The sequence below is a fragment of the Pedobacter sp. GSP4 genome, from assembly GCF_051857575.1.
GTDB lineage: Bacteria > Bacteroidota > Bacteroidia > Sphingobacteriales > Sphingobacteriaceae > Pedobacter.
The window spans coordinates 1-19866 of record NZ_JBPZIR010000014.1; the positions used below are offsets into that span (position 1 = coordinate 1).

The following is a 19866-nucleotide window of genomic DNA, read 5'->3' on the forward strand; positions in this document are numbered from 1 at the left end:
GGACTATAATTACCATCGACCACACCAGGCATTGAACTTCAAATCTCCCATCGATTTATTGCAGGAAAGTTGAGGACAAAATTATACTTTTGAATGGTCTGAAAAACAGGGGAGCTTACAATACAATGAAATTAGTGCATTGTCAAAAAAGTCACAAAATGATGCGCTCAATAAATTTAAATTAAAGTTTGTTAACCAGATTCTTACCGAATCGAATATTCTGTTAGAGGATGATTACAGACCATTTGCCGATTTTTCGACGTTTGATGAGAATGACCTGCCTACCAATAGCGATGTGGCAATGATGCTGACACAGTATTTAAATTGCTTTGAAAAGTTAAGAGTAAATAATATTAGAAAGAATCTTAATTTTCCTCAGTATTGGTATTGGATAGTTGATACCAAACTTTCGGACTCTAGAACCCATCCACCAACAAAATTAGCTAAATAATAATGGCCAAAAAAGATAAACTAAAATCAGCTCCCAGCCAAGACGATGTTGACCAATATCAAATGCTTTATCCTATGGTTGTAGCTGATCTAACAGAGGTAAAAAGCCTTTCCAGTAAGAAACCAGATGGCTCTTTAAACAAACTCAAGGTTAATATGATCAATAAAAAGCTTGAGAAAATTAGGAACATATTAGCCTCTGAGCCAACGGTTGAGTTTCTCGATACACTGGATTCTGATTCATTGCCTTCAAATAGTGATGCCGTATTTATCATTCTTCAATTTAAAACAGCAATGGAACAGTTTAGAACTAAATATTACACCAGAGACGATGATGGAGATGAACACGATTTTGATCAAGAATGGTCTTGGAAAACAAAGTAATTTCTATACTAATAATTTTTGCAAATAGTTCGATGAAATATGCTTTTGATGTTAAAAATCGCTTGGGAAATCATATAGACGGGCAACTTTTTTGATGTCCTCTTTAAAAACTTTCGTTAACGATATATTTTGGAGTACAAAAAGAGTTTGGTTTACACCAAGCTCTTTTTTTATATGGCATCAGTTTAATTTTCTTTGTAATTGATACTGAATCAGAACCCCTTTCTATTTAGCTATCCTTTGCACTTCCTGCGGAACGCTATGGGTAGTTAGCGCTTACTAAAAGAGTTGTCAACTTTAATAGCCACTTTGCTAGAAAGTTGACAACTCTGAAGTTATATTAGCCAGCCAATTTGGACCTTATCAAAACTATGAGATAGCCCCTTGGATCTACCATATACAAATTATTGATAATTCATATAGAGTCTACAAACCTCTTTCTATTTTGCTATCCTCAGAGCTTCCTGCAGAATGCTACAGGCAGTTACCACTTAACCAAAAGTGCTATCAACTTTAATGGCCACTTTGCTACAAAGTTGACAACTCTGAAATGTCAAAACGCGCCATAAGCTTTAACTGACAGATCAAGAAAACACAGCCAAAACTGCTACCTTCTGTTTTGCGTTAATGCCCATCAGTAATAATGGTATAACATGCAGTAATCTGTATCACCATTTTTATTGCTGCAATACCGAACTTTGTTTTAGCAAACAGCACGTATCTCATCAATATTAATATGAATTAAAATGGAAAAGAGAATATTAGGAAATAACGGTTTAGCAGTTTCTGCATTAGGTTTGGGTTGTATGGGCTTAACTTTTGGCTACGGACCGGCAACAGCAGAAAACGAAGCCATTGCATTGATCAGAAGTGCTTACGATTTAGGCATTACATTTTTTGATACCGCTGAGGCCTACAGCCAGGGTGGGAATGAAACATTATTGGGAAAAGCCGTACAGCCTTTTAGGGATAAGGTGGTTATTGCCACTAAATTTGGTTTTCTGGATGGCGATGCTACCAAGGGTTTAGATAGCAGTCCGGCAAGGATACGCAAGGTGGTAGACAATTCTTTGAAGTACTTGCAGACTGATTATATCGATCTCCTTTATCAGCACCGTGTTGATCCGAATGTGCCGATTGAAGAAGTTGCAGGAACCGTAAAAGATTTAATTGCCGAAGGTAAGGTAAAACATTTCGGGCTTTCTGAAGCCAGTGTAGAAAGCATCCGTAAAGCACATGCTGTGCAGCCTGTGGCAGCTTTGCAAAGTGAATATTCTTTGTTCTTCCGCGAGCCTGAACAGCAAATCCTTCCAACGTTGGCCGAATTGGGAATCGGTTTTGTGCCTTTCAGTCCGCTAGGTAAAGGATTTTTAACGGGGGCGATAAATGAAAAGACAACATTTGATCAAAATGATTTCAGGAATATTGTTCCGCGGTTTACTGAAGAAAACAGAAAGGCAAATCAAGCCTTGGTTGAGCTGTTAAAAGCTATTGCTGCAGAGAAAGAAGCTACTCCGGCACAAATTGCCTTGGCTTGGCTGCTTGCCCAAAAAGCTTTTATTGCACCTATTCCGGGAACCACAAAGTTACACCGTTTGGAAGAAAATGTAGGCGGAGCAGCTGTAACGCTTACCAAAGCAGATTTGGAAAAAATTGAACTTGCAGCAGCAAAAATCACCATTCATGGCGAAAGATATCCGCAGCACCTTCAAAATAGGGTAGGCAAATAAACTAAGGCAAAAAAATAACCAATAAACAAAGCCGTTCATAGAGAATAAGCTTAGGTTTGGCTTAAATGGTTGAGAAAAGGTCAGTAAATTTGATAGCACTAACATGTATAAAGATGGAAGATTTAGAACAAAAAGGTTTCAAACCGGCGCCTTCAGCATATTTTTCTGGAAAAGCTTTTTTAAAAATCCTTGTCGCGGCAGATGAGGTAACAAATTGTAACATCAGCGATGTGGCTTTTGAAAAAGGTTGCCGCAATAACTGGCATACGCATCCCTCAAACCAGATTTTAATGATTAAGGAGGGCACCTGTTATTATCAGGAAGAAGGAAAACCGATTCAAAGGTTTGCGGTAGGCGAAGTGATTAATATCCTTCCCGGCATAAAGCATTGGCATGGAGCTTCTCCAGAAGAGCCGATGGTTCATTTGGCCATTAACATCAATACCGATAAAGGCATGGTAAACTGGCTTGAACCGGTAACTGATGAACAATATGGTGGTTTCAATGAGGTAAATAATCTGTAGCTTATAACATTAAGCAATTCATGGCTTAGCATAATAAAAAAGCCGCCTCAATCATTAATGATGAGGCGGCTTCATGATATAGTTATACTTATTCCGCTGCTGCTTCAGCGTTTATAGCGCTAACCGCTATTTCAGTAAGGGCTACATCGGTTGCTTTTTCGTTTTCTAAAGTTGCACCCAAAAGCTCAGCTACGTCCATACGGTCTATATTTTCGGCAAACACTTTTAGCGTTCCGTAGGTGGCAATTTCATAATGCTCTACTTTTTGCGCTGCAAGTATTAAACCGGCATCGCGGATCATGGTACCAGCATCAGTATCTTCGATAATACCACTTGCTTCTTCCAATAGCCCAGCCATAGCATCGCATTTTTTTGCTGCGGGTTTCTCATCTAATAAACCGAAAACTTTTTCTAAGGTGTCAATGTGGGTTTGGGTTTCCTGTGTGTGTTTTTCAAATGCTGAAGCAAGTTCTGTACTGGTGGCGGCCTTTTTCATTTTAGGTAGTGCTTTTACCAGGTGTTTTTCTGCCCAATAAATATCTTTCAATTCATCAATAAAAAACTCGTGGAATTCTGATGGTTCAATTTTACCCACACTATTATTGGTCTTGTTATTACTTGTTTTACTGCTGGCTTTTGCGGCAGTTGTTTTTGTTGTAGTTGCCATATCTTTTTATCTTTTCTTGTTTATCTAAGAACCCCATTGCTAATCAAATGGTTTACACAATTGCTTAAACAGGTATTGTTGGTAACGGGTATAGGTATTTATCACCTTTGATGTTGATTACCTGTTTAGGGTTTTTTAGCCAAATACCAAAACAATTTGGAGCAAATAGGATTTTCATTTAAATACGACCATGGAAAAAGAGGAGCTTATACCTACACAGCAGATCGGTAGACAGACTGATGCAGTTGAAGAAAAAATATTTTCTACTGTAATAGAAGCTAAAACGGCTTACCAACAGGCCGCTAATAGATTGTTGGATGTAAATAAATGGCAACGTAATTCTACTATAACCGCTAGCAGTTTCGCACTTTTCGATAGTGATGGATCTCCGATTGAGAGGTTGGTGCAACAGGGCGACTACATCCGCATTGATATTCCAGGTCCTGGAACATCGGCCGGAAATGGGTACGATTGGGTTTGTATCGAAAACATGGAGCAGTTTTCGGATGAGGAATCGGGTATCGAATTTACGCTTCTGGTAGCCAGGCCTAGTAAAAACCCAAGTGAGTGTGACGATAAAATTGCCCATTTTTTTACCAATCAGGCCACTTCTACCTTTTTTGTTTTCCGCAGGGCCAGTGTACTCAGTGTGGAAGTACATGGTCGTAATGAGCTTCCGAATACGCAAGATCAGAATCTGTTGGATAAAGTGAGGAATTTAGTGGTAAATGGTGGAAGCGCAATCGGTATGTCTTTTACCCAGTGGCATCTCTTAATTTCAGGAATTTTGAACGGAGCAGGTTAATTTTCAGTTTGTAGAGATCATGTTAAAATACCCCTGTTTTTTTTTGCTTATCCTCTTTTAAAATCATTTCTTTTTTGCAAAACAGGTAATTAATGAAGCGCAATACCTGTTTTGAGCCAACTACGTGTTTTGTTAATTGTGCAAACCAGACGCCTGTTTTTAGTGTGTTTAGTGCAGAAGCTTCAACAGATCAGGTTTCTTAAACATTTAACAAAACAAAAAGCTTATGTTTCATCATTCAAAAGACCTACAGTTCAATGCAAGGGTTTCTAGGCCAGACCCACTTTTTGCCAATATTTTATTGGAACAGTTCGGCGGTGAGAACGGCGAGCTCGCAGCAGCCATGCAATACTTTACCCAGGCCTTTGGCGCTAAACAGCCTCATCCCGATAAATATGATATGCTGATGGATATCGCCACCGAAGAGTTTTCGCACTTGGAAATTGTTGGTGCAACCATCCAGATGCTGCTTAAAGGTGTTAATGGCGAACTAAAAGATGCAGCAGACTCGTCAGAGATTATGCAGGTGCTTAAAGGTAAGGCTGCAAAAGAAGATATTATCCATGCCGCCCTTACCGCAAACCCACATTTTGTAATGCTGAGCAGTGGCGGTCCGAGGCTGGCCAATAGTCAAGGTATACCCTGGTGTGCTTCATATATTCATTCGAATGGAGATTTAACAGTTGATTTAAGGTCTAACCTGGCCTCTGAATCGCGTGCTAAACTGGTTTACGAGCATTTGATGAAATTTACCGACGATCCTTACGTGAAAGAAACGCTTTCCTTTTTGATGACCAGAGAAGTTGCGCATTATAAAATGTTTGAAGCAGCACTCGAAACCATACAGCCAAACTTTCCTCCCGGTGTGTTACAGGCCGACCCAAGGTTTACCCAACAGTATTTTAACCTCTCGCCAGAAAATTCAGTTAAAGGGCCATGGAATGAAGGGGAAATGCCAGATATGGGCAAAAATTGGAAACTGATTGAAGATCCTGCAGCGTTCGTTAAAGAAACTGAAGGGTTGAGCAATCTGCCCGATCCAAAGGCTAAAGAACTGAAAGATACAGAAGCACTGAACGTAAAGATGAGTAAAGAAAAGAGTGCTGAAGTTAAATCTGCTGAACCTGATGGTGTTGCCCAGTGGAGCGATTATAAAAAATAATCATAATTTCAAATATAAACGGGGAAGACCAGGCGCAGCAATGCCCTGGTTTTTTTTTAACCAATTATTGTATTTACAGATAGCATTTTAGAGATGTGCTTTATTTAAAACTTTATGGAATAACTAATGTTGTTTTAATGCTTGACTACTTTGACAATACACCGCAGCCTTGTCCTGATCATGCCCAACCATAATGAAAAATATTATTCTAGCAGAAGATCACAAGGTCATCAGGAACGGACTCAAAATGCTCCTGGAATCAACAAACCAATATAAAGTTGTTTTTGATGCCGGCAATGGCCAAGAAGTAATCGATGTATTGGAGCAAGGCCTGTTGGCCGATCTCATCGTTTCGGATATCGGCATGCCTGTTATGGATGGAATTGCCATGATTAAAAATATCAGCGAAAGGAATTTAAATGTTCCTGTACTGATAATTTCCATGCTCGAAGATGAAGCTCACCTTTATCAGGCCATTAAGGCGGGAGCGAAAGGATTTTTAACCAAATCTATAGATTCTGATGAACTTTTCTTTGCCGTATCAAGAATTGTTGCTGGAGAGCGCTATATCTGTTCCAGTTTATCGGTAAAAATTGTTGATCAGGTAATTGATTCGGCTTTTTCATCAACTGCTGATGTTCAGAGTTCAGCATTTTCTTCCAGAGAAATAGAAATCCTGCAGTTAATAGGCGAAGGGCTTACCAATGCAGAGATGGCCGATAAATTGTTTATATCCCGGCGCACGGTAGAAGGGCACCGCCAAAGCCTGATCGATAAAACAGGTGCCAAAAATACAGCTGTACTTATGCGCTTTGCCTACCTTAAGGGTATTTTAAACTGATAAAGGCGGATTTAGCTTTATCTAAAAAATAATATCTAATGGTAACATTTCAATAGGAACCAGTTTTTCAGGTATTCTGCTCATCAAAAGAAGTAGTTTACACCCGCTAAAGTCTGGTAGCAGTTAAAATATTTAATTAGGGTGTATAAAAAAGAGGAATGCAATTGTACTGCTTTCCTCTTTGTTTTTACAGTTCGTACTGTTTAAGGTATTTTTTTAGCTGTATCCTGGCTTCATAAATATAGGTCTTAACGGTGCCAAGCGGCAGTTGCAGCTCATCGGCAATTTCATGGTATTTGTAGCCTTCAAAGTAACGGATAAATGGAATGGCGTATTTTTGAGGCAGCATGGCCAAGGCCAGGTTAATATCCTGAAGGGCAAAACTGCCAACCGATCCATTAGTGGTAGCGCTGTAAAACAGGTTTGCCGAAGTAATTTCTTCTTCCTGTACCGTACGCTCGCGTGCCTTTAAAGTTCTTTTGTAATTGTTGATAAAGGTATTCTTCATAATCACAAACAACCATCCCTTCATGTTGGTGCCATCCTTAAACTTGGATACAAATCTGGTGGCCTTTAAAAAGGTTTCCTGTAGCAGGTCGTTGGCATCATCATAGTCTTTGGTAAAATTGAGTGCGTGCGATCTTAATGACGACGCGTGCAGATCAATAATCTTACTGAATTCTTTCTGTGTCATAAGTTTTTGTTTTAGCGTGTAACCGGCTAAATCAAAACCTATACCAGTGGCGCATGCCATTATCGGGTACATTATGTGCTGTAGGTAAATTGCGCAGCTCCACGTATTTATACTAGTTATGCCTCTAACGGGCAATTCAAAGCCTAAAAAGAGGTTTTCTTTTCTATAGCATCTGCGGGAAAACATTGTTGTAAATTTCCCCGCAGATTAAAATTGATAAAAGCGCAGATGTAAATGGAGCTTGTTTGATTATTTGGCTCTCCCTTCATTTCGTAAAGGTGAACTTACGCCTTTATTTTAAGCAAGCTTTTTACGTAACCATTTACGAACCGGCTCATCGTACCATTTCAAAGCCGCATAGGCCAAAACTATGCCACCTGCTAAAATGAGCAGGGCATAAGGCCAGGCCTGTACCAGGGTTGTACCTTTATGGTTGCTTATCCAGGCCACGTAAAAATAAACCAGTGGGTAATGTACCAGGTAAAGCGGATAGGATATATCGCCTAAAAATTTGCATATCCTTTTTTCTCTATCGCTCTGAATTATGCCGCTGGCACCAAGGTATACAATAAGCGGAAAAACAATAATAATGCAAACAGATTCGTAAATGCCGTTCATCCAGAGGTGCTCAGCACCACCAATGCGCGGCATATAAAGTACAATGGCCACCAATAAACTGCACCATAAAAAGGCATTTTTAAGTTGGGTAGGTTTCGCTATGCGTGCAAGTAACAAACCGGCAAAGAAAGGATATATTGTGCGGGTTATCCCAATGCGTACCTGTTCTACGTTGAGGGCCCAGCCGCCACTTACATCGCCGTTGGTAATGGCCAGGTGTGCCAATGCAATGGCCGCAATAACCACTAAAATGCTTAAGGCCGTTTTAGTAAATTTCCTGATCCATACGGCGTAAAGTATATTGGCCACATATTCGAAAAATAGCGACCAGCCTACGCTGTTCATCGGGTGCATTTCTTGCCAGCCACGTATATCGAGCGACAGGGGGATGGGCAGAATGGTGTAACCGATAAGGAGTACCAATAGCATTTTCCATAGTGGTACGGTATGGATAAGCGGCCAAATGGTAGAATCGGTATAATAAAACCCAATTGCACCTAAGGTCATCCCTAAAATAACCATGGGCTGCAGGCGTTCTATACGGCGTTTAAAAAAGGTACCAACGCTCATTTTGTGCCAGCGGTCATCATAAGCGTAGCCCATTACAAAACCGGATAATAAAAAGAAAAAATCTACAGCCAAATAGCCATGGTTCACCAAAATATCCAAGTGGCCCGTTCCTAAGGGTTCAGTTAAGTGAAAGGTTACAACAATGATGGCTGCAATGCCGCGAAGGCCATCTAAAATGGGATAGTGTGGCTTGGTAGCCAGCTCATTACTCGGGTTGGTTATCATTTAGGTGTGTGTAAAAGCCCGCAATTTGTAAAAAATAGAAGCATTATCCAACTGATAATCTGTTCGAGCTGAGCAAAACACGCAAATTTCCCTAATCTATCCAATTTGATACTTCCAATAGGAAGTGGTGCCGAGCACAGCTAAGGTTTTGAGGGTTTTTAGTGTTTGTTAAGGCCAGTAATTTAAAATAATTGGGTTAGGCTTTATTCAATTTATTAACCATATGAGACATATAAGCGCAATTGAAAAATTGGTATTAATACTAAACCCATACTAAATCCGTAACAACAGGAGCTTCAGTAATATTCTGATATACTAAAATGCCTTATATGGTTACAAAAAATAGCGGTTGCAACATTTATCAACCATTTCGGCAATTGATATTCATATGCTAAAAAGTTGTAAAACCTTGCACAATTCTTTCCATCAGTTAAATAACTGTATTTTTACACACCCTATTTAAAACATTGGTAATATTATATTTGTTAGCCAGTAGCTTTGCAAACCAACCCTCGTTTTAAATTGACCTTTAAATGAATGTAATCCAAAGAAATAATGTAGTTATCAAGGGTAATGGTACATCTCCTATGATGTTTGCCCACGGATTTGGATGTGACCAGAACATGTGGCGTTTTATTACTCCATCGTTTGAACAGGACTATCAAATTATTTTATTCGACCATGTAGGCGCGGGCAAATCCGACCTAGGTTCTTACGATCCTGCAAAATATAACGAGCTAGATGGTTATGCCGCTGATATTATTGAGATTGCAAGGGAGCTGAACCTAAAGGATATTATTTTTGTCGGACATTCGGTAAGTGCAGTGATGGGGATACTTGCGGCAGAGCAGGAACCCAATTTATTTAAAACGTTAATTTTAGTATCGCCATCCCCTTCATATATTAACGATGGCGATTACATCGGTGGATTTAGCAGGAACGAGATTGATGAACTGCTCGAATCTTTAGATATGAACCATATGGGCTGGTCGATGACGATGGCACCACTGATTATGGCCAATCCTGATCGGGCTGAGTTGGGAGAAGAACTAAAAAACAGCTTTTGTAGAACTGACCCAGCCATAGCCAAGCAATTTGCCCGTGCAACTTTTCTTACCGATAGCCGGAGTGCCTTAAGTCTGTGTAGCACACCTGCGCTGATACTCCAGTGTTCAAACGATATTATTGCGCCTGTAGAAGTAGGTACGTACATGAGTGAGCAGATGACAAACAGCAAACTTGTAATATTGCAAGCAACAGGCCATTGTCCGCACATGAGCGCTCCGTTGGAAACTGTTTCTGCAATGAAAGAATTTTTATCATAAACTAGCTTAGTTGAACTTGAGAAATAAGGAACCTGGAAACGATCTAGATGATTTTCTAGAACATTCGCTGTCTGGGCATGTTACGTCTGGCGTAGGGGGTGAGATCATCAACATCAACAGCAAATTGTTAAAGTGGCTGGGATATGATAGCAAAGAATTAATAGGCAAACGTTTTAACAGTCTGCTTGCTGTAGGCAGCAGAATATTTTATGAAACGCATTTGTCTCCGCTGTTAAAATTACAGGGTTTCTTTGAAGAAGTATCTGTGGAGCTGATTGCAAAACACGGAGGCCGGTTACAGGTGCTTCTGAATGGCTATGTACGGAAAGATCAAGAAGATAAACCCCAATTTGTGCAGTTAACCCTATACCGTGCTACAGACAGGAAAGTGTATGAAGAAAATCTCCGATACGCAATTTCTGATGCAGAAAAAAGGTTAAGTGAAGAACGTGAAATGGCTGGTTTAAGAGAACAATTTATAGCTGTACTAGGTCATGATCTCAGGAACCCACTTGGTGCCATAAAAAGCGGGGCATCATTGTTATCGCGGGCAGATTTATCCGACAGAAACAAAGCAATAGTGAACCTGATCAACAAAAGTGGTCTCCGTATGGAAGAACTGATCACCAATGTGATGGATTTTGCTAGGGTACGTTTGGGCGGCGGCATAACCTTGGATCTAGAGCATGCCCTTATTGATCCAATTATCGAACAGGTTACCAGCGAACTAAAAATTGCCTTTCCAGAGCGTACAGTTGATATAGACTGTAGTATAAACATTGCCGTTAAATGTGATGCAAACCGAATTGCTCAGCTGCTATCAAACCTGGTTGCAAATGCACTTACCCATGGGGCAGTAAATGAGCCTGTTATTGTTTCTGCAAATATAACAATGGGCTATTTTGAACTCACAGTAGCCAATGGTGGCAAAACCATACCCGAAGAGTCGATTGATACCTTATTTGAGCCCTTTAAACGGGAAGAAACTTCGCCAAGCCAACAGGGTTTAGGATTGGGATTGTACATTGCCTCGCAGATTGCTGGTGCACATGGTGGAACACTGTCTGTTGTATCAAAGGATAATGAAACGCGCTTTACCTTTCGCATGCCTGTTTAGTCTTTTATCATTTCCTGTTCTGGTTAATATAAATAGTCTAAGCTAGGTCCAGATTATAAATCCGGACCAACAGGCCCAATAAGTAACCAACAGAAGAGGAGAATTGATGTTTTGCCTTAAAGAAAACTAAATTGGCAACAATCCAGCATATTGATACGTATTCATGATTACACCGGTAGAGGTGGTCTTCGAGCTAAGAAGTTGAAGATGGCAGGCTGCTGCGCGATCAGAAAAGAAGCGTTTGCCCTGGCCAAGTAAAACCGGGTAAACAATCAGGATAACCTCATCAACCAATCCCTGCTCCAATAATAACGAGGTTAGGCTCGAACTTCCCCATACAATCAGGTCGGGGCCATCAGTGGTTTTGAGCTGGCTTATACCCACTGCAATATCAGTACCTAAATCGTTAACCGGACCCCACTCCAAACTTTCTGGACGGTGGGTGGCAATATATTTGGTGGCTGCATTGATACTGTTTGCTATCGCACTATCGCCAGCTTTAGGCCAATATTGCGTCCATAAATCGTAAGTACGGCGGCCAAGCAGCAAATCGAAGCGATTTCCCTGTGTTTCCATTACGAGCTGCAACCCTTCGGCACTGCGATAAGGAGTAGTCCAATCACTATAGGCAAAGTCTTCGCTCTTTTCGTGCTGAATTACACCATCCAGCGAAATATGTTCCATGATTTTGATCTTTCTCATTTTGTTTGGTATTGTTTATACAAATATATGCGGACAAAATACAGTACAGCGGGGGCAATAGTGACAATATAGCGCCGTTTTTGTGACGAAAACAAAAAAGGAAAGATGTAAGATGGGAAATGGAGGATGGGACTTCTAAGCGCCTAGTTTCGTGCCCTTTGTGTTTTTGCGTTTAAAGATGGAAGATATAATGGGTAAAATGGAAGATGGTTCAGCCCAGCTCTGCGCCCTCTGCGCTTTTCTCATTGCGTGCTTTGCGGTTAAAAAATGGAGTACAGTACAGTAAAAAAAACACCTACGATACCACTTCTTTTACTGGCCGCCATTTAAGCTTAAGCTCAGATATCAATGTAGCCGCAAATATCAATGTTCCACCTACCAATAACCTTAACGACATGTGCTCGCCCAGAATAAAATGTGCGGCAATAGCACCAAAAACCGGTTCGAAAAGATAAATAATGGCTACCCTTTCGGCACTGATGTACCTTTGCGCAATATTGGAAATGGTATACATGTAAGCAGTAGAAAACAGTGCACAAAAAATAATACCTATCCAAAAATTATCTTGCTGGGGCACCCAAACAATATTTTGTTGCGTAAGGGTTAATAAAAAAGTTAAAACAGCACAGGTGGCAAACATGGGTACAATAGTGGGGATAATATTCCGGGCCTGCGATTCTTTTTCGACCTGTACTAGGTATGCCGCAAAACAAAATGCACCGATTATGGTATATAAATCGCCAATACCAATGCTCAGGTTATCTTTAATTGCTATTACAAAAAGGCCAAGAAGCGCGGTAAAAGCGGCAATCCATATTTTTAAAGGGGCAGATTTTCTGTAAATAACAAGTTTAAGCACAGGGATAATAACTACGGTGATGCCGGCTACAAACGAACATTGTGAGGCGGCAGTGTGTGTAATGCCCAGTGTTTGCAGGTATATGCCCAGTACAAGCGGAACAGCCAAGCTCGCACCGGTTTTAACTGATTTTAAATCGAGGTTTTTTACCTGTTTCCAAAAAACGACAGATAAAACCAAGCTTGCCAGTAAAAAGCGGTAAAATAAAAATAAGGCCGATTGGTTTTCGCCGATAGCCAGTTTAGTAACTGAAAATGAAATGCCCCAAAAAGCAGTACCTAATACCAATAAAGACAAAAATAGGTTTCTTTTTTCCATTAGGCTGTTTTTTGATCGCTGGTGTGCAACAATATTTTTTTCATCATCAGGTCGGTCTGCTCATCGTTTCCAAGCATAAAGAGGTGTTTATCGAAAGCGGTAAAACCATTTTTTTGGTAAAACCTTAAAGCCCTATGGTTTTCTTCCCATACCCCGAGCCACACAAAAGGTGCCTGTATCTGGTAGGCAATATCAATGGCTTTTTGGTAAAGCAGCTGGCCTACCTGCTGGCCATGAAAGGCTTCAAGCACATAAATTCTTTCAATTTCCAGTGCATTATTATCCAGGTTTTCAGTTTGCGCCTGCCCAAGGTTTATTTTTAAGTATCCAATCGCTTGTCCATCGCTCATGGCAAAATAAAACTGCGCATCTTTATTGTTCAGCTCCCCACTCAATTTCTCTGCTGCAAAATTGTTATCGAGGTAAAGCTGCATATCTTCTTTGCTATTTACCCCGGCAAAAGCCTCATAAAATGTGGTCTTTGCAATTTCCTGTAATGTTGAGAGGTTTGTTGGCAAAGCCTGCTCGATGGTGATATGCTTCATGCCACGAATGTACAGAGACTTTAAATGTGATAAAATGCTATTTTTTCATTTATTAATGCTAAAATTGCATTAATGGATCTTCAACGGATAAAATATTTTTTGGCGCTTTCGGAGCAGCTTCATTACTGGAAAACAGCAGAAAAGGTAAACATTACACAATCGGCCCTGAGCCGCCAGATACAGTCGCTCGAAAATGAACTGGGCCTGCAGCTCTTTGAAAGAAATAAAAGAAACGTTAAGCTTACCCCGGCCGGTAAATTTTTAAAAGCCAAATGGGAAGTAGAACTGAACGAGCTCGAATATATCCATCAGTTTGCCAAGCAGTTACATCTTGGCGAGCGCGGTGCAATAACCATTGCCCACCCCGATTCGATCTCGGCCTCTATTATGCCCGATCTTTTGGCCAAAATAACCCAGGCCTTTCCACAGCTTCAAATCAAGCTGGTACAGGTTTTATACGAAGACCAACCCGAATTTCTCAGAAATTATAAAATCGACCTGGCCATTACCCGTGACGTGAATAATCAACAGGGCATTAAATCGCGAAAGCTGTACTCCGATAATCTGGCTTTGGTAGTGCCCTTAGAACATGCATTTCAAGGCATAGCAGATTTATCAACCGCAAGCCTTACCGAACAAAAATTTATACTGCCAACCAAAGATGAGGGGAGCAGTTATAGTGAGATTATCCAGGCCTTTTTCGACTCGTACGATTTTTCTCCAGATGTATTTTTGTATTCAGAATTCGGATCGACCATTATTGCACTGGTGAGAAAAGGCTTGGGGATAGCGGTTTTGCCAGATTCTTACCTGCACCATCAAAGTCCGGGGCTTAGGTTTATCTCTTTGCCTTTTAAAACTGATTTGTACATCAACTGGCGCACCGATGATCATAATCCTGTGCTGGCCAATATTCTGGACCTTATTTTTAAGGATGAAGACCCTGATCCAAAAGTGAAACCGGCCAAATAGCGGCCGGATAAAGCCGGTTTACATGCGGTTCTTTTTAAACTCGCTAGGCGTTATGCCATATTTGGCTTTAAATATAGTGGAGAAATAAGTAGCTGAAGAAATTCCGACCATATAACTTACTTCGGCAATGGTATAATCTTCGTTGCCCAGATAATATTTGGCTTTTTTTAACCTGCGGTTTAAAATATAATCGCTTATGCTGCAGTTGAGCAGTGCTTTAACTTTCCGGTACAGTTGTATGCGCGAAATACCAATGGCTTTGCAGAGATCTTCTACACTAAAATCCTCATTCGATAGGTTATGCTCCACAATGCCCGAAAAATCGTTGATAAATTTCTTGTCGAGCTGGCTTGCAACGGTTTTCTTGGTTGTGGTATGGCTAATGTCGCTGCTGTAACGCTCTTTCAATATCCCGCGGTTACGCAGCAGGTTCTCTACATTGGCCGTTAAATAATCAAAATTAAAGGGCTTGGTTAGGTAAAGATCGGCCATGCTCTGTATGCCATCAATCTGTTGTTCAATACTTCCCCTGGCCGTTAATAAAATGATGGGGATATGCGAGGTGCGGAAATCGTTTTTGAGCTTATTGGCCAGTTCAGTCCCATGCCCATCCTGTAAAACCACATCAGAAATAATCAGATCAGGTATTTTTTCGTAGGCCTCGTTCATGCCATTTAAGCAGTTGGCCGCCATAAAAACTTCGTAATTGAACTCAAATTTTTCGCGCAGGTAATGCTGCAGATCGGTATTATCCTCAATAATCAGGATTGATTGTTCTTTTAAAGGCTTAAACACTTCCTCCTGGGCCAGGGGCTGTTGCGGTTCTAAATCGGTTGTGTAAATTTTTAACTGATCGTACAAACGGATTCTTTTCTCCGTTTGCACATCCTTTTCTATTGCCGAAAGGTGACTGCTGCCCAATGGCAAGGTAACGGTAAATGTGGTGCCATGCCATTTTTTACTGGCTACGTTAATGGTGCCTTTGTGCAGTTGCATCAGCTCTTTAGAAAGCGATAAGCCAAGTCCCGAACCGCGCGAATAACCGGCATCTGCCTCATAAAACTGATCGAAGATGTTTTTTAGGTCAGCATCTTCGATGCCTACGCCATTATCTTCGACCAAAATTTCGGCTATATTTCCTGCTGTGCGCAATTTAACCTGTATACGGCCATGATCGGCAGTAAATTTAAGTGCATTGGATAAGAGGTTAAAAATAACCTTATCCAAAATATTGGCATCAAACCATAACATCAAACTGCTATTTTCACTCAGCAGGCGTAAATCAATATGGCGCTTTTGGGCAATATGCCTAAAGTTTTCAATCAGATCGTGCAAAAAGGCGGTAATATTGCCTTCAGTAGCCCTTAACTTAAATTTTTGGTGTTCAATTTTCCGGTAATCAATCAGCTGGTTTACAAGTTTAAGCAGCCTGAACACATTTTTATGGATGAGGTTAAGGTTATTGCCGGTTAATTGCTTTACTTTTTCATTTTTGAGCAGGTCTTCCAGCGGCGAGAGAATAAGTGTTAGGGGCGTGCGGAACTCGTGCGAGATATTGGTGAAAAAGCTAAGTTTCATTTCTGCTGCGGCTTCGGCCTTTGCCGACATTTCTATCAATTGGTTCCGCTGCGATTGTATTTCGGAATTTTTAAGCGCCAAGCTTTTGTTTATCTTCCTGTTCTGCAGCAGCGAATGAAAGGCAATACCACCCAAAACAACGGCCAATACCAGGGTAATTACAATAATATTGAGCACCAGGCGCTGGTTATCGTATATCTCGAGCTGGTTATCCAATAATTCCTGCCTACGTTCAATATCTTTTTGCTGGCTGCTAATTTTCGACCATTGCATCTTCATCAGCTCAACGTTAGTACTGTCTATCACTACGGTCTGCAGAATATTCTCCTTTGCAAAGGATTGATTGTTGAGGATCGCAAAAGCTGTATTTATCGCCTCTTTGCCTCCTGTAGGATATAAAAGGCTTGCCGTTAGGGTATTGTTGCTTACCAGTTCTAAACCGGCATCTTTTCCCGGTAACGCATCTACCCCGATTACTTTTTTGGCTAAAGAAAATTTGCGCAGTACAGCTTTGCTGGCCATGGCCATTACATCATTATGCGCAAAAATGGCATCCACTTCTTTTAATTGTGCGGCATTTTTTTGAAGCTGATTTTGTGCTTCATCCTTTACCCAGTTGCCATAAACCTGAAAATTTATTTTAATATCGGGGTATTTTTTCAAGCCATCAGCAAAACCTTTAGCACGCTCTATGGCCGGCGATGATCCAGGTAGGCCCATTACCTCGGCCACGCCGCCTTTTCTTTTAAGCACAGCATTGGCCATATAATCGGCAGCCATTTTGCCGATTTCGTAATTGTTGGCCCCAACGTAGGCCGTGTAACGCGATGAAGAAGTTTTTCTGTCGATTACAATAACCGGAATCCCTTTGTTGTAGGCTTCTTCTACTACAGCTGTAAGCGGATGGGCCTCGTTTGGCGATATAATTAAAAGGTCGATATTTTGCTTAAGCATTTCGTGTACCTGTTTAATCTGCCTGTTGCTGTTCCCATCTGCATCGGTATATAGCAGTTTAGTGGCCGGATGCAAGGATAGTTCCATTTTCATTTCATCGAGCATGGTACGGCGCCAATGGTCGGAAGCTACGCACTGCGAAAAGCCGATTATAAACTTTTCATCTTCTTTCTTTTTGCTGCAGCCTAAAAAGAATAAAACCACCAAAAAAAGCATAAGCAGCTGAGCCAACTTAAGGCCCGCCCTGAGCGGTAGTACTGTAAAATGTGCAACATGCATATGCTTATCCATTTGGTTAGTTGGGTTAAAACTATAAAATGTAATCTGCATTTAAAAATTGGGCTGCAAAGGCCCACTATAAATCTGTAACCAGAACTAATGTTATATGATACCAGATTTAAAGTTTGGAATCTGACCTGAAAAGTTAAAATTTAACCATTTGATTTTAAGTGTTTTGTGTTTTTTTTATTTTTTTAACGATTTTGATATTTTTTTTAAAGTCTACATCAGCTGCTGCCTATAAATTGCAGTTAAAATTCTCTAACCAAATCATATGAAAAAAAAATCTGTTCTGGCCTGGTCCATGGTGGTTGCGCTCGGCGGCTTTCTTTTTGGCTTTGATACCGCCGTAATCTCCGGGGCCGAAAAATCTATCCAGCAATTTTGGTCGCTTTCTGTATTTCAGCATGGCCTTACCATTTCCATCGCCCTGATTGGTACGGTGGTGGGCTCGCTTTTAGGATCAAAACCATCCGATACATTTGGAAGGAAGTACACATTGGCCTTTGTTGCGGTGGCCTATCTTTTATCATCGCTGGGTACCGCCCTTGCTGATAACTGGTACCTGTTTCTGGCTTTCCGTTTTTTAGGTGGATTAGGTGTTGGAACCTCATCGGTAACCGCTCCGATTTATATTTCGGAGGTTTCGCCGGCCGAGAAAAGAGGGCAACTGGTAGGCCTATTCCAGTTTAATGTGGTTTTAGGTATTCTAATTTCTTATCTGTCCAACTACCTGCTCAGCCAGGGTGGAGAGCATTCCTGGCGGTGGATGCTGGGCGTGCAGGCTGTTCCTTCGCTGGTTTTTCTTATCCTCATCAGGTTTATCCCCGAAAGCCCACGTTGGCTCATACTCAAAAAAGGTGATGTAAAACGCGCGCTAGAAACATTAAAAATTATTAACCCTTTAAACTACAGTGAGGAGCTGTTGGCCATTCAAAAATCGGATGGTTTGGGCAAGGCCGAAAGTAAAGATAAATCGGCAGGGTTGTTTTCAGGTCAATACAATGTGCCTGTAATGCTAGCCGTTGTTTTTGCTTTTTTCAACCAGGTTTCGGGTATCAATGCCATTATTTATTATGCGCCGAGGATTTTCGAAATGGCGGGGCTTGGGGCGCATTCCTCACTGCTTTCTACGGTGGGTATCGGCGTAATCAATTTTATTTTCACGCTTATAGCCATCAATTTTATCGATAGGGTAGGCCGCCGCGTACTCATGCTTATCGGTTCGGTAGGTTTAATTACTTCTTTGTTTTTGGTGGCATTTACCTTTTATTTCCATATTCAGGGCGGGCTATCCATTCCCATCTTTATCATGCTGTTTATCGCATTTTTTGCCTTTTCTCAGGGAGCGGTAATCTGGGTATTTATTTCAGAGATTTTTCCCAACCAGGTGCGGGCAAAAGGGCAAACTTTGGGCAGCTCTACCCATTGGATCATGGCCGCACTTATTGCCTTTTATTTCCCTTATTTAACCGAAACCCTCGGTGGCGCCGTCACTTTTTTCTTTTTCGGGACAATGATGGTGCTGCAACTGATTTTTGTTTGGCGGGTAATGCCAGAAACCAAGGGAAGATCATTGGAACAGATCGAATCTAACATCATAACCCACTAAATATGTCTGTATTAAAAACAAATCATCCATCGGTAATCTGTTTTGGCGAAGTACTTTGGGATATCCTTCCTGATGGACCACAACCGGGCGGGGCGCCTTTAAATGTTGCTTATCATTTAAATAAACTTGGCATTTCTAGTGGCATCATTAGCCGGATAGGCAATGACGAAAATGGCCAGTGGCTTTTAGAACTTATGCAGCAATGGGATATTGGCCATAACCTGCTTCAGGTGGATATAAAATACCCCACGAGCGAAGTAATAGCCAGTTTGAACAATGGAAATGAAGTGTGTTACGAAATCGTATTTCCGGTAGCCTGGGATTTTATCGATGCTGACCAGGCCGCTATTAATGAAGTGGCCGAAGCCGAATATTTTATCTATGGTTCCCTTTCCTCGCGGAATAAGCAGACCCGGCAGGCCCTGCAACATTTCCTCGAACTGGATGTAGTTAAAGTGCTCGATATTAACCTGCGCTATCCTTTTGTAAAGCGCGCTGTTTTGGAAGATTTAATGCAGAAAGCCAATATCATCAAATTTAATGAAGCCGAACTGGATGTTGTGCAAACACTTTTTGGCGGGACTATTGGCACGGAAAAAGAAAAAGTTAAATTTATTCAGGATAAGTTTAACGTAGCCGAAGTATTGGTTACCAAAGGCGAATCGGGTGCGGCATATTATAAGGACAACGATCGGTTTTATCATTTTGGATCTGCTGTTTCGGTAGAAGACACCATTGGCAGTGGCGATGCATTTTTGGCCGCCTTTATTGCAGGGCACAAACTGAAAAAACAGCCCAACGAAATTTTAAGAAATGCAATTGCAATGGGCGCTTTTATTGCCACGCAAAAAGGAGCATGCCCAGAGTATGAACTGGAACAATACCTCCATTTTGATGCTTAAGCAAAGTGGTTTTAACGGTTTAAATTGAAGAAC

Annotated in this window: 18 protein-coding genes; 11 read left to right on the forward strand and 7 right to left on the reverse strand. The window is 41.0% G+C overall.

The features are described 5' to 3' along the window. The first annotated feature begins 453 nt into the window (after positions 1–453). The 3 genes from ACS5PU_RS23695 to ACS5PU_RS23705 all read left to right on the forward strand — a co-directional run bounded on the left by ACS5PU_RS23695 (position 454) and on the right by ACS5PU_RS23705 (position 3088). Entirely contained in the window at positions 454–834 is a 381-nt protein-coding gene (locus tag ACS5PU_RS23695; protein ID WP_439461636.1) for a hypothetical protein, read from the forward strand. A 746-nt stretch (positions 835–1580) separates the two neighbouring features. After that, positions 1581–2564 (forward strand): aldo/keto reductase, encoded by a 984-nt coding sequence (locus ACS5PU_RS23700; RefSeq protein WP_439461637.1) that lies wholly within the window; start codon positions 1581–1583, stop codon positions 2562–2564. Positions 2565–2677: 113 nt separating this feature from the next. After that, the gene (locus ACS5PU_RS23705; RefSeq protein WP_439461638.1) at positions 2678–3088 is read left to right on the forward strand and encodes a cupin domain-containing protein; all 411 of its coding nucleotides are present in this window, start codon (positions 2678–2680) and stop codon (positions 3086–3088) included. A gap of 88 nt (positions 3089–3176) precedes the next feature. Here ACS5PU_RS23705 and ACS5PU_RS23710 read toward each other — a convergent pair whose 3' ends face one another. Beyond that, positions 3177–3755 (reverse strand): YciE/YciF ferroxidase family protein, encoded by a 579-nt coding sequence (locus tag ACS5PU_RS23710; protein ID WP_439461639.1) that lies wholly within the window; start codon positions 3753–3755, stop codon positions 3177–3179. A gap of 190 nt (positions 3756–3945) precedes the next feature. On the opposite strand from ACS5PU_RS23710, the gene ACS5PU_RS23715 reads away from it, so the two are divergent. The 3 genes from ACS5PU_RS23715 to ACS5PU_RS23725 all read left to right on the forward strand — a co-directional run bounded on the left by ACS5PU_RS23715 (position 3946) and on the right by ACS5PU_RS23725 (position 6563). After that, positions 3946–4560, forward strand: coding sequence for a hypothetical protein (locus ACS5PU_RS23715; RefSeq protein ID WP_439461640.1), 615 nt, complete (start codon positions 3946–3948; stop codon positions 4558–4560). Positions 4561–4786: 226 nt separating this feature from the next. Beyond that, a complete protein-coding gene (locus tag ACS5PU_RS23720; RefSeq protein WP_439461641.1) occupies positions 4787–5722 on the forward strand; it encodes a manganese catalase family protein in 936 nt (311 codons plus the stop codon). 193 nt (positions 5723–5915) lie between these two features. Continuing rightward, positions 5916–6563, forward strand: coding sequence for a response regulator (locus tag ACS5PU_RS23725; protein ID WP_439461642.1), 648 nt, complete (start codon positions 5916–5918; stop codon positions 6561–6563). A gap of 187 nt (positions 6564–6750) precedes the next feature. On the opposite strand, the gene ACS5PU_RS23730 is transcribed toward ACS5PU_RS23725, so the two are convergent. Together ACS5PU_RS23730 and ACS5PU_RS23735 are read right to left on the reverse strand one after the other, a co-directional pair. Further along, complete coding sequence (locus tag ACS5PU_RS23730; RefSeq protein ID WP_439461643.1) at positions 6751–7257, reverse strand: RNA polymerase sigma factor; 507 nt, start codon at positions 7255–7257, stop codon at positions 6751–6753. A gap of 297 nt (positions 7258–7554) precedes the next feature. After that, positions 7555–8670 carry an acyltransferase family protein gene (locus tag ACS5PU_RS23735; protein ID WP_439461644.1) on the reverse strand — a complete coding sequence of 372 codons (1116 nt, stop codon included), beginning with the start codon at positions 8668–8670 and terminating at the stop codon, positions 7555–7557. A 533-nt stretch (positions 8671–9203) separates the two neighbouring features. On the opposite strand from ACS5PU_RS23735, the gene ACS5PU_RS23740 reads away from it, so the two are divergent. Together ACS5PU_RS23740 and ACS5PU_RS23745 are read left to right on the forward strand one after the other, a co-directional pair. After that, on the forward strand, positions 9204–9995 hold the full coding sequence (locus ACS5PU_RS23740) for an alpha/beta fold hydrolase (protein ID WP_439461645.1): 792 nt from the start codon (positions 9204–9206) through the stop codon (positions 9993–9995). Between the two features lie 16 nt (positions 9996–10011). Continuing rightward, positions 10012–11112 (forward strand): PAS domain-containing sensor histidine kinase, encoded by a 1101-nt coding sequence (locus ACS5PU_RS23745; protein ID WP_439461646.1) that lies wholly within the window; start codon positions 10012–10014, stop codon positions 11110–11112. A 126-nt stretch (positions 11113–11238) separates the two neighbouring features. Here the strand turns inward: ACS5PU_RS23745 and ACS5PU_RS23750 are convergent, their stop codons facing one another. From ACS5PU_RS23750 to ACS5PU_RS23760, 3 genes are all read right to left on the reverse strand, one after another. Continuing rightward, a complete protein-coding gene (locus ACS5PU_RS23750) occupies positions 11239–11814 on the reverse strand; it encodes a dihydrofolate reductase family protein (protein WP_439461647.1) in 576 nt (191 codons plus the stop codon). A 295-nt stretch (positions 11815–12109) separates the two neighbouring features. Next, the gene (locus tag ACS5PU_RS23755) at positions 12110–12991 is read right to left on the reverse strand and encodes a DMT family transporter (RefSeq protein WP_439461648.1); all 882 of its coding nucleotides are present in this window, start codon (positions 12989–12991) and stop codon (positions 12110–12112) included. After that, a complete protein-coding gene (locus ACS5PU_RS23760; RefSeq protein WP_439461649.1) occupies positions 12991–13536 on the reverse strand; it encodes a GNAT family N-acetyltransferase in 546 nt (181 codons plus the stop codon). The genes ACS5PU_RS23755 and ACS5PU_RS23760 overlap by 1 nt, the downstream gene beginning before the upstream one ends. A gap of 72 nt (positions 13537–13608) precedes the next feature. Between ACS5PU_RS23760 and ACS5PU_RS23765 the strand changes: the two genes are divergently transcribed. Beyond that, entirely contained in the window at positions 13609–14508 is a 900-nt protein-coding gene (locus tag ACS5PU_RS23765) for a LysR family transcriptional regulator (RefSeq protein WP_439461650.1), read from the forward strand. A gap of 18 nt (positions 14509–14526) precedes the next feature. Here the strand turns inward: ACS5PU_RS23765 and ACS5PU_RS23770 are convergent, their stop codons facing one another. Beyond that, the gene (locus ACS5PU_RS23770; protein WP_439461651.1) at positions 14527–17331 is read right to left on the reverse strand and encodes a substrate-binding domain-containing protein; all 2805 of its coding nucleotides are present in this window, start codon (positions 17329–17331) and stop codon (positions 14527–14529) included. Positions 17332–17593: 262 nt separating this feature from the next. Here ACS5PU_RS23770 and ACS5PU_RS23775 point away from each other — a divergent pair, with 262 nt between their 5' ends. Beyond that, a complete protein-coding gene (locus ACS5PU_RS23775) occupies positions 17594–18931 on the forward strand; it encodes a sugar porter family MFS transporter (RefSeq protein WP_439461652.1) in 1338 nt (445 codons plus the stop codon). Positions 18932–18933: 2 nt separating this feature from the next. Next, positions 18934–19833 (forward strand): carbohydrate kinase family protein, encoded by a 900-nt coding sequence (locus ACS5PU_RS23780; RefSeq protein WP_439461653.1) that lies wholly within the window; start codon positions 18934–18936, stop codon positions 19831–19833. Positions 19834–19866: the final 33 nt, after the last annotated feature.

What these genes read in the sequence shown, in the direction of transcription:
- ACS5PU_RS23755 (WP_439461648.1), bottom strand. Translation starts at nt 12,991, where the DNA reads ATGGAAAAAAGAAACCTATTTTTGTCTTTATTGGTATTAGGTACTGCT.
- ACS5PU_RS23770 (WP_439461651.1), bottom strand. Translation starts at nt 17,331, where the DNA reads ATGGATAAGCATATGCATGTTGCACATTTTACAGTACTACCGCTCAGG.
- ACS5PU_RS23715 (WP_439461640.1), top strand. Translation starts at nt 3,946, where the DNA reads ATGGAAAAAGAGGAGCTTATACCTACACAGCAGATCGGTAGACAGACT.
- ACS5PU_RS23695 (WP_439461636.1), top strand. Translation starts at nt 454, where the DNA reads ATGGCCAAAAAAGATAAACTAAAATCAGCTCCCAGCCAAGACGATGTT.
- ACS5PU_RS23735 (WP_439461644.1), bottom strand. Translation starts at nt 8,670, where the DNA reads ATGATAACCAACCCGAGTAATGAGCTGGCTACCAAGCCACACTATCCC.
- ACS5PU_RS23775 (WP_439461652.1), top strand. Translation starts at nt 17,594, where the DNA reads ATGAAAAAAAAATCTGTTCTGGCCTGGTCCATGGTGGTTGCGCTCGGC.
- ACS5PU_RS23725 (WP_439461642.1), top strand. Translation starts at nt 5,916, where the DNA reads ATGAAAAATATTATTCTAGCAGAAGATCACAAGGTCATCAGGAACGGA.
- ACS5PU_RS23750 (WP_439461647.1), bottom strand. Translation starts at nt 11,814, where the DNA reads ATGAGAAAGATCAAAATCATGGAACATATTTCGCTGGATGGTGTAATT.
- ACS5PU_RS23705 (WP_439461638.1), top strand. Translation starts at nt 2,678, where the DNA reads ATGGAAGATTTAGAACAAAAAGGTTTCAAACCGGCGCCTTCAGCATAT.
- ACS5PU_RS23760 (WP_439461649.1), bottom strand. Translation starts at nt 13,536, where the DNA reads ATGAAGCATATCACCATCGAGCAGGCTTTGCCAACAAACCTCTCAACA.
- ACS5PU_RS23765 (WP_439461650.1), top strand. Translation starts at nt 13,609, where the DNA reads ATGGATCTTCAACGGATAAAATATTTTTTGGCGCTTTCGGAGCAGCTT.
- ACS5PU_RS23740 (WP_439461645.1), top strand. Translation starts at nt 9,204, where the DNA reads ATGAATGTAATCCAAAGAAATAATGTAGTTATCAAGGGTAATGGTACA.
- ACS5PU_RS23710 (WP_439461639.1), bottom strand. Translation starts at nt 3,755, where the DNA reads ATGGCAACTACAACAAAAACAACTGCCGCAAAAGCCAGCAGTAAAACA.
- ACS5PU_RS23720 (WP_439461641.1), top strand. Translation starts at nt 4,787, where the DNA reads ATGTTTCATCATTCAAAAGACCTACAGTTCAATGCAAGGGTTTCTAGG.
- ACS5PU_RS23700 (WP_439461637.1), top strand. Translation starts at nt 1,581, where the DNA reads ATGGAAAAGAGAATATTAGGAAATAACGGTTTAGCAGTTTCTGCATTA.
- ACS5PU_RS23730 (WP_439461643.1), bottom strand. Translation starts at nt 7,257, where the DNA reads ATGACACAGAAAGAATTCAGTAAGATTATTGATCTGCACGCGTCGTCA.
- ACS5PU_RS23780 (WP_439461653.1), top strand. Translation starts at nt 18,934, where the DNA reads ATGTCTGTATTAAAAACAAATCATCCATCGGTAATCTGTTTTGGCGAA.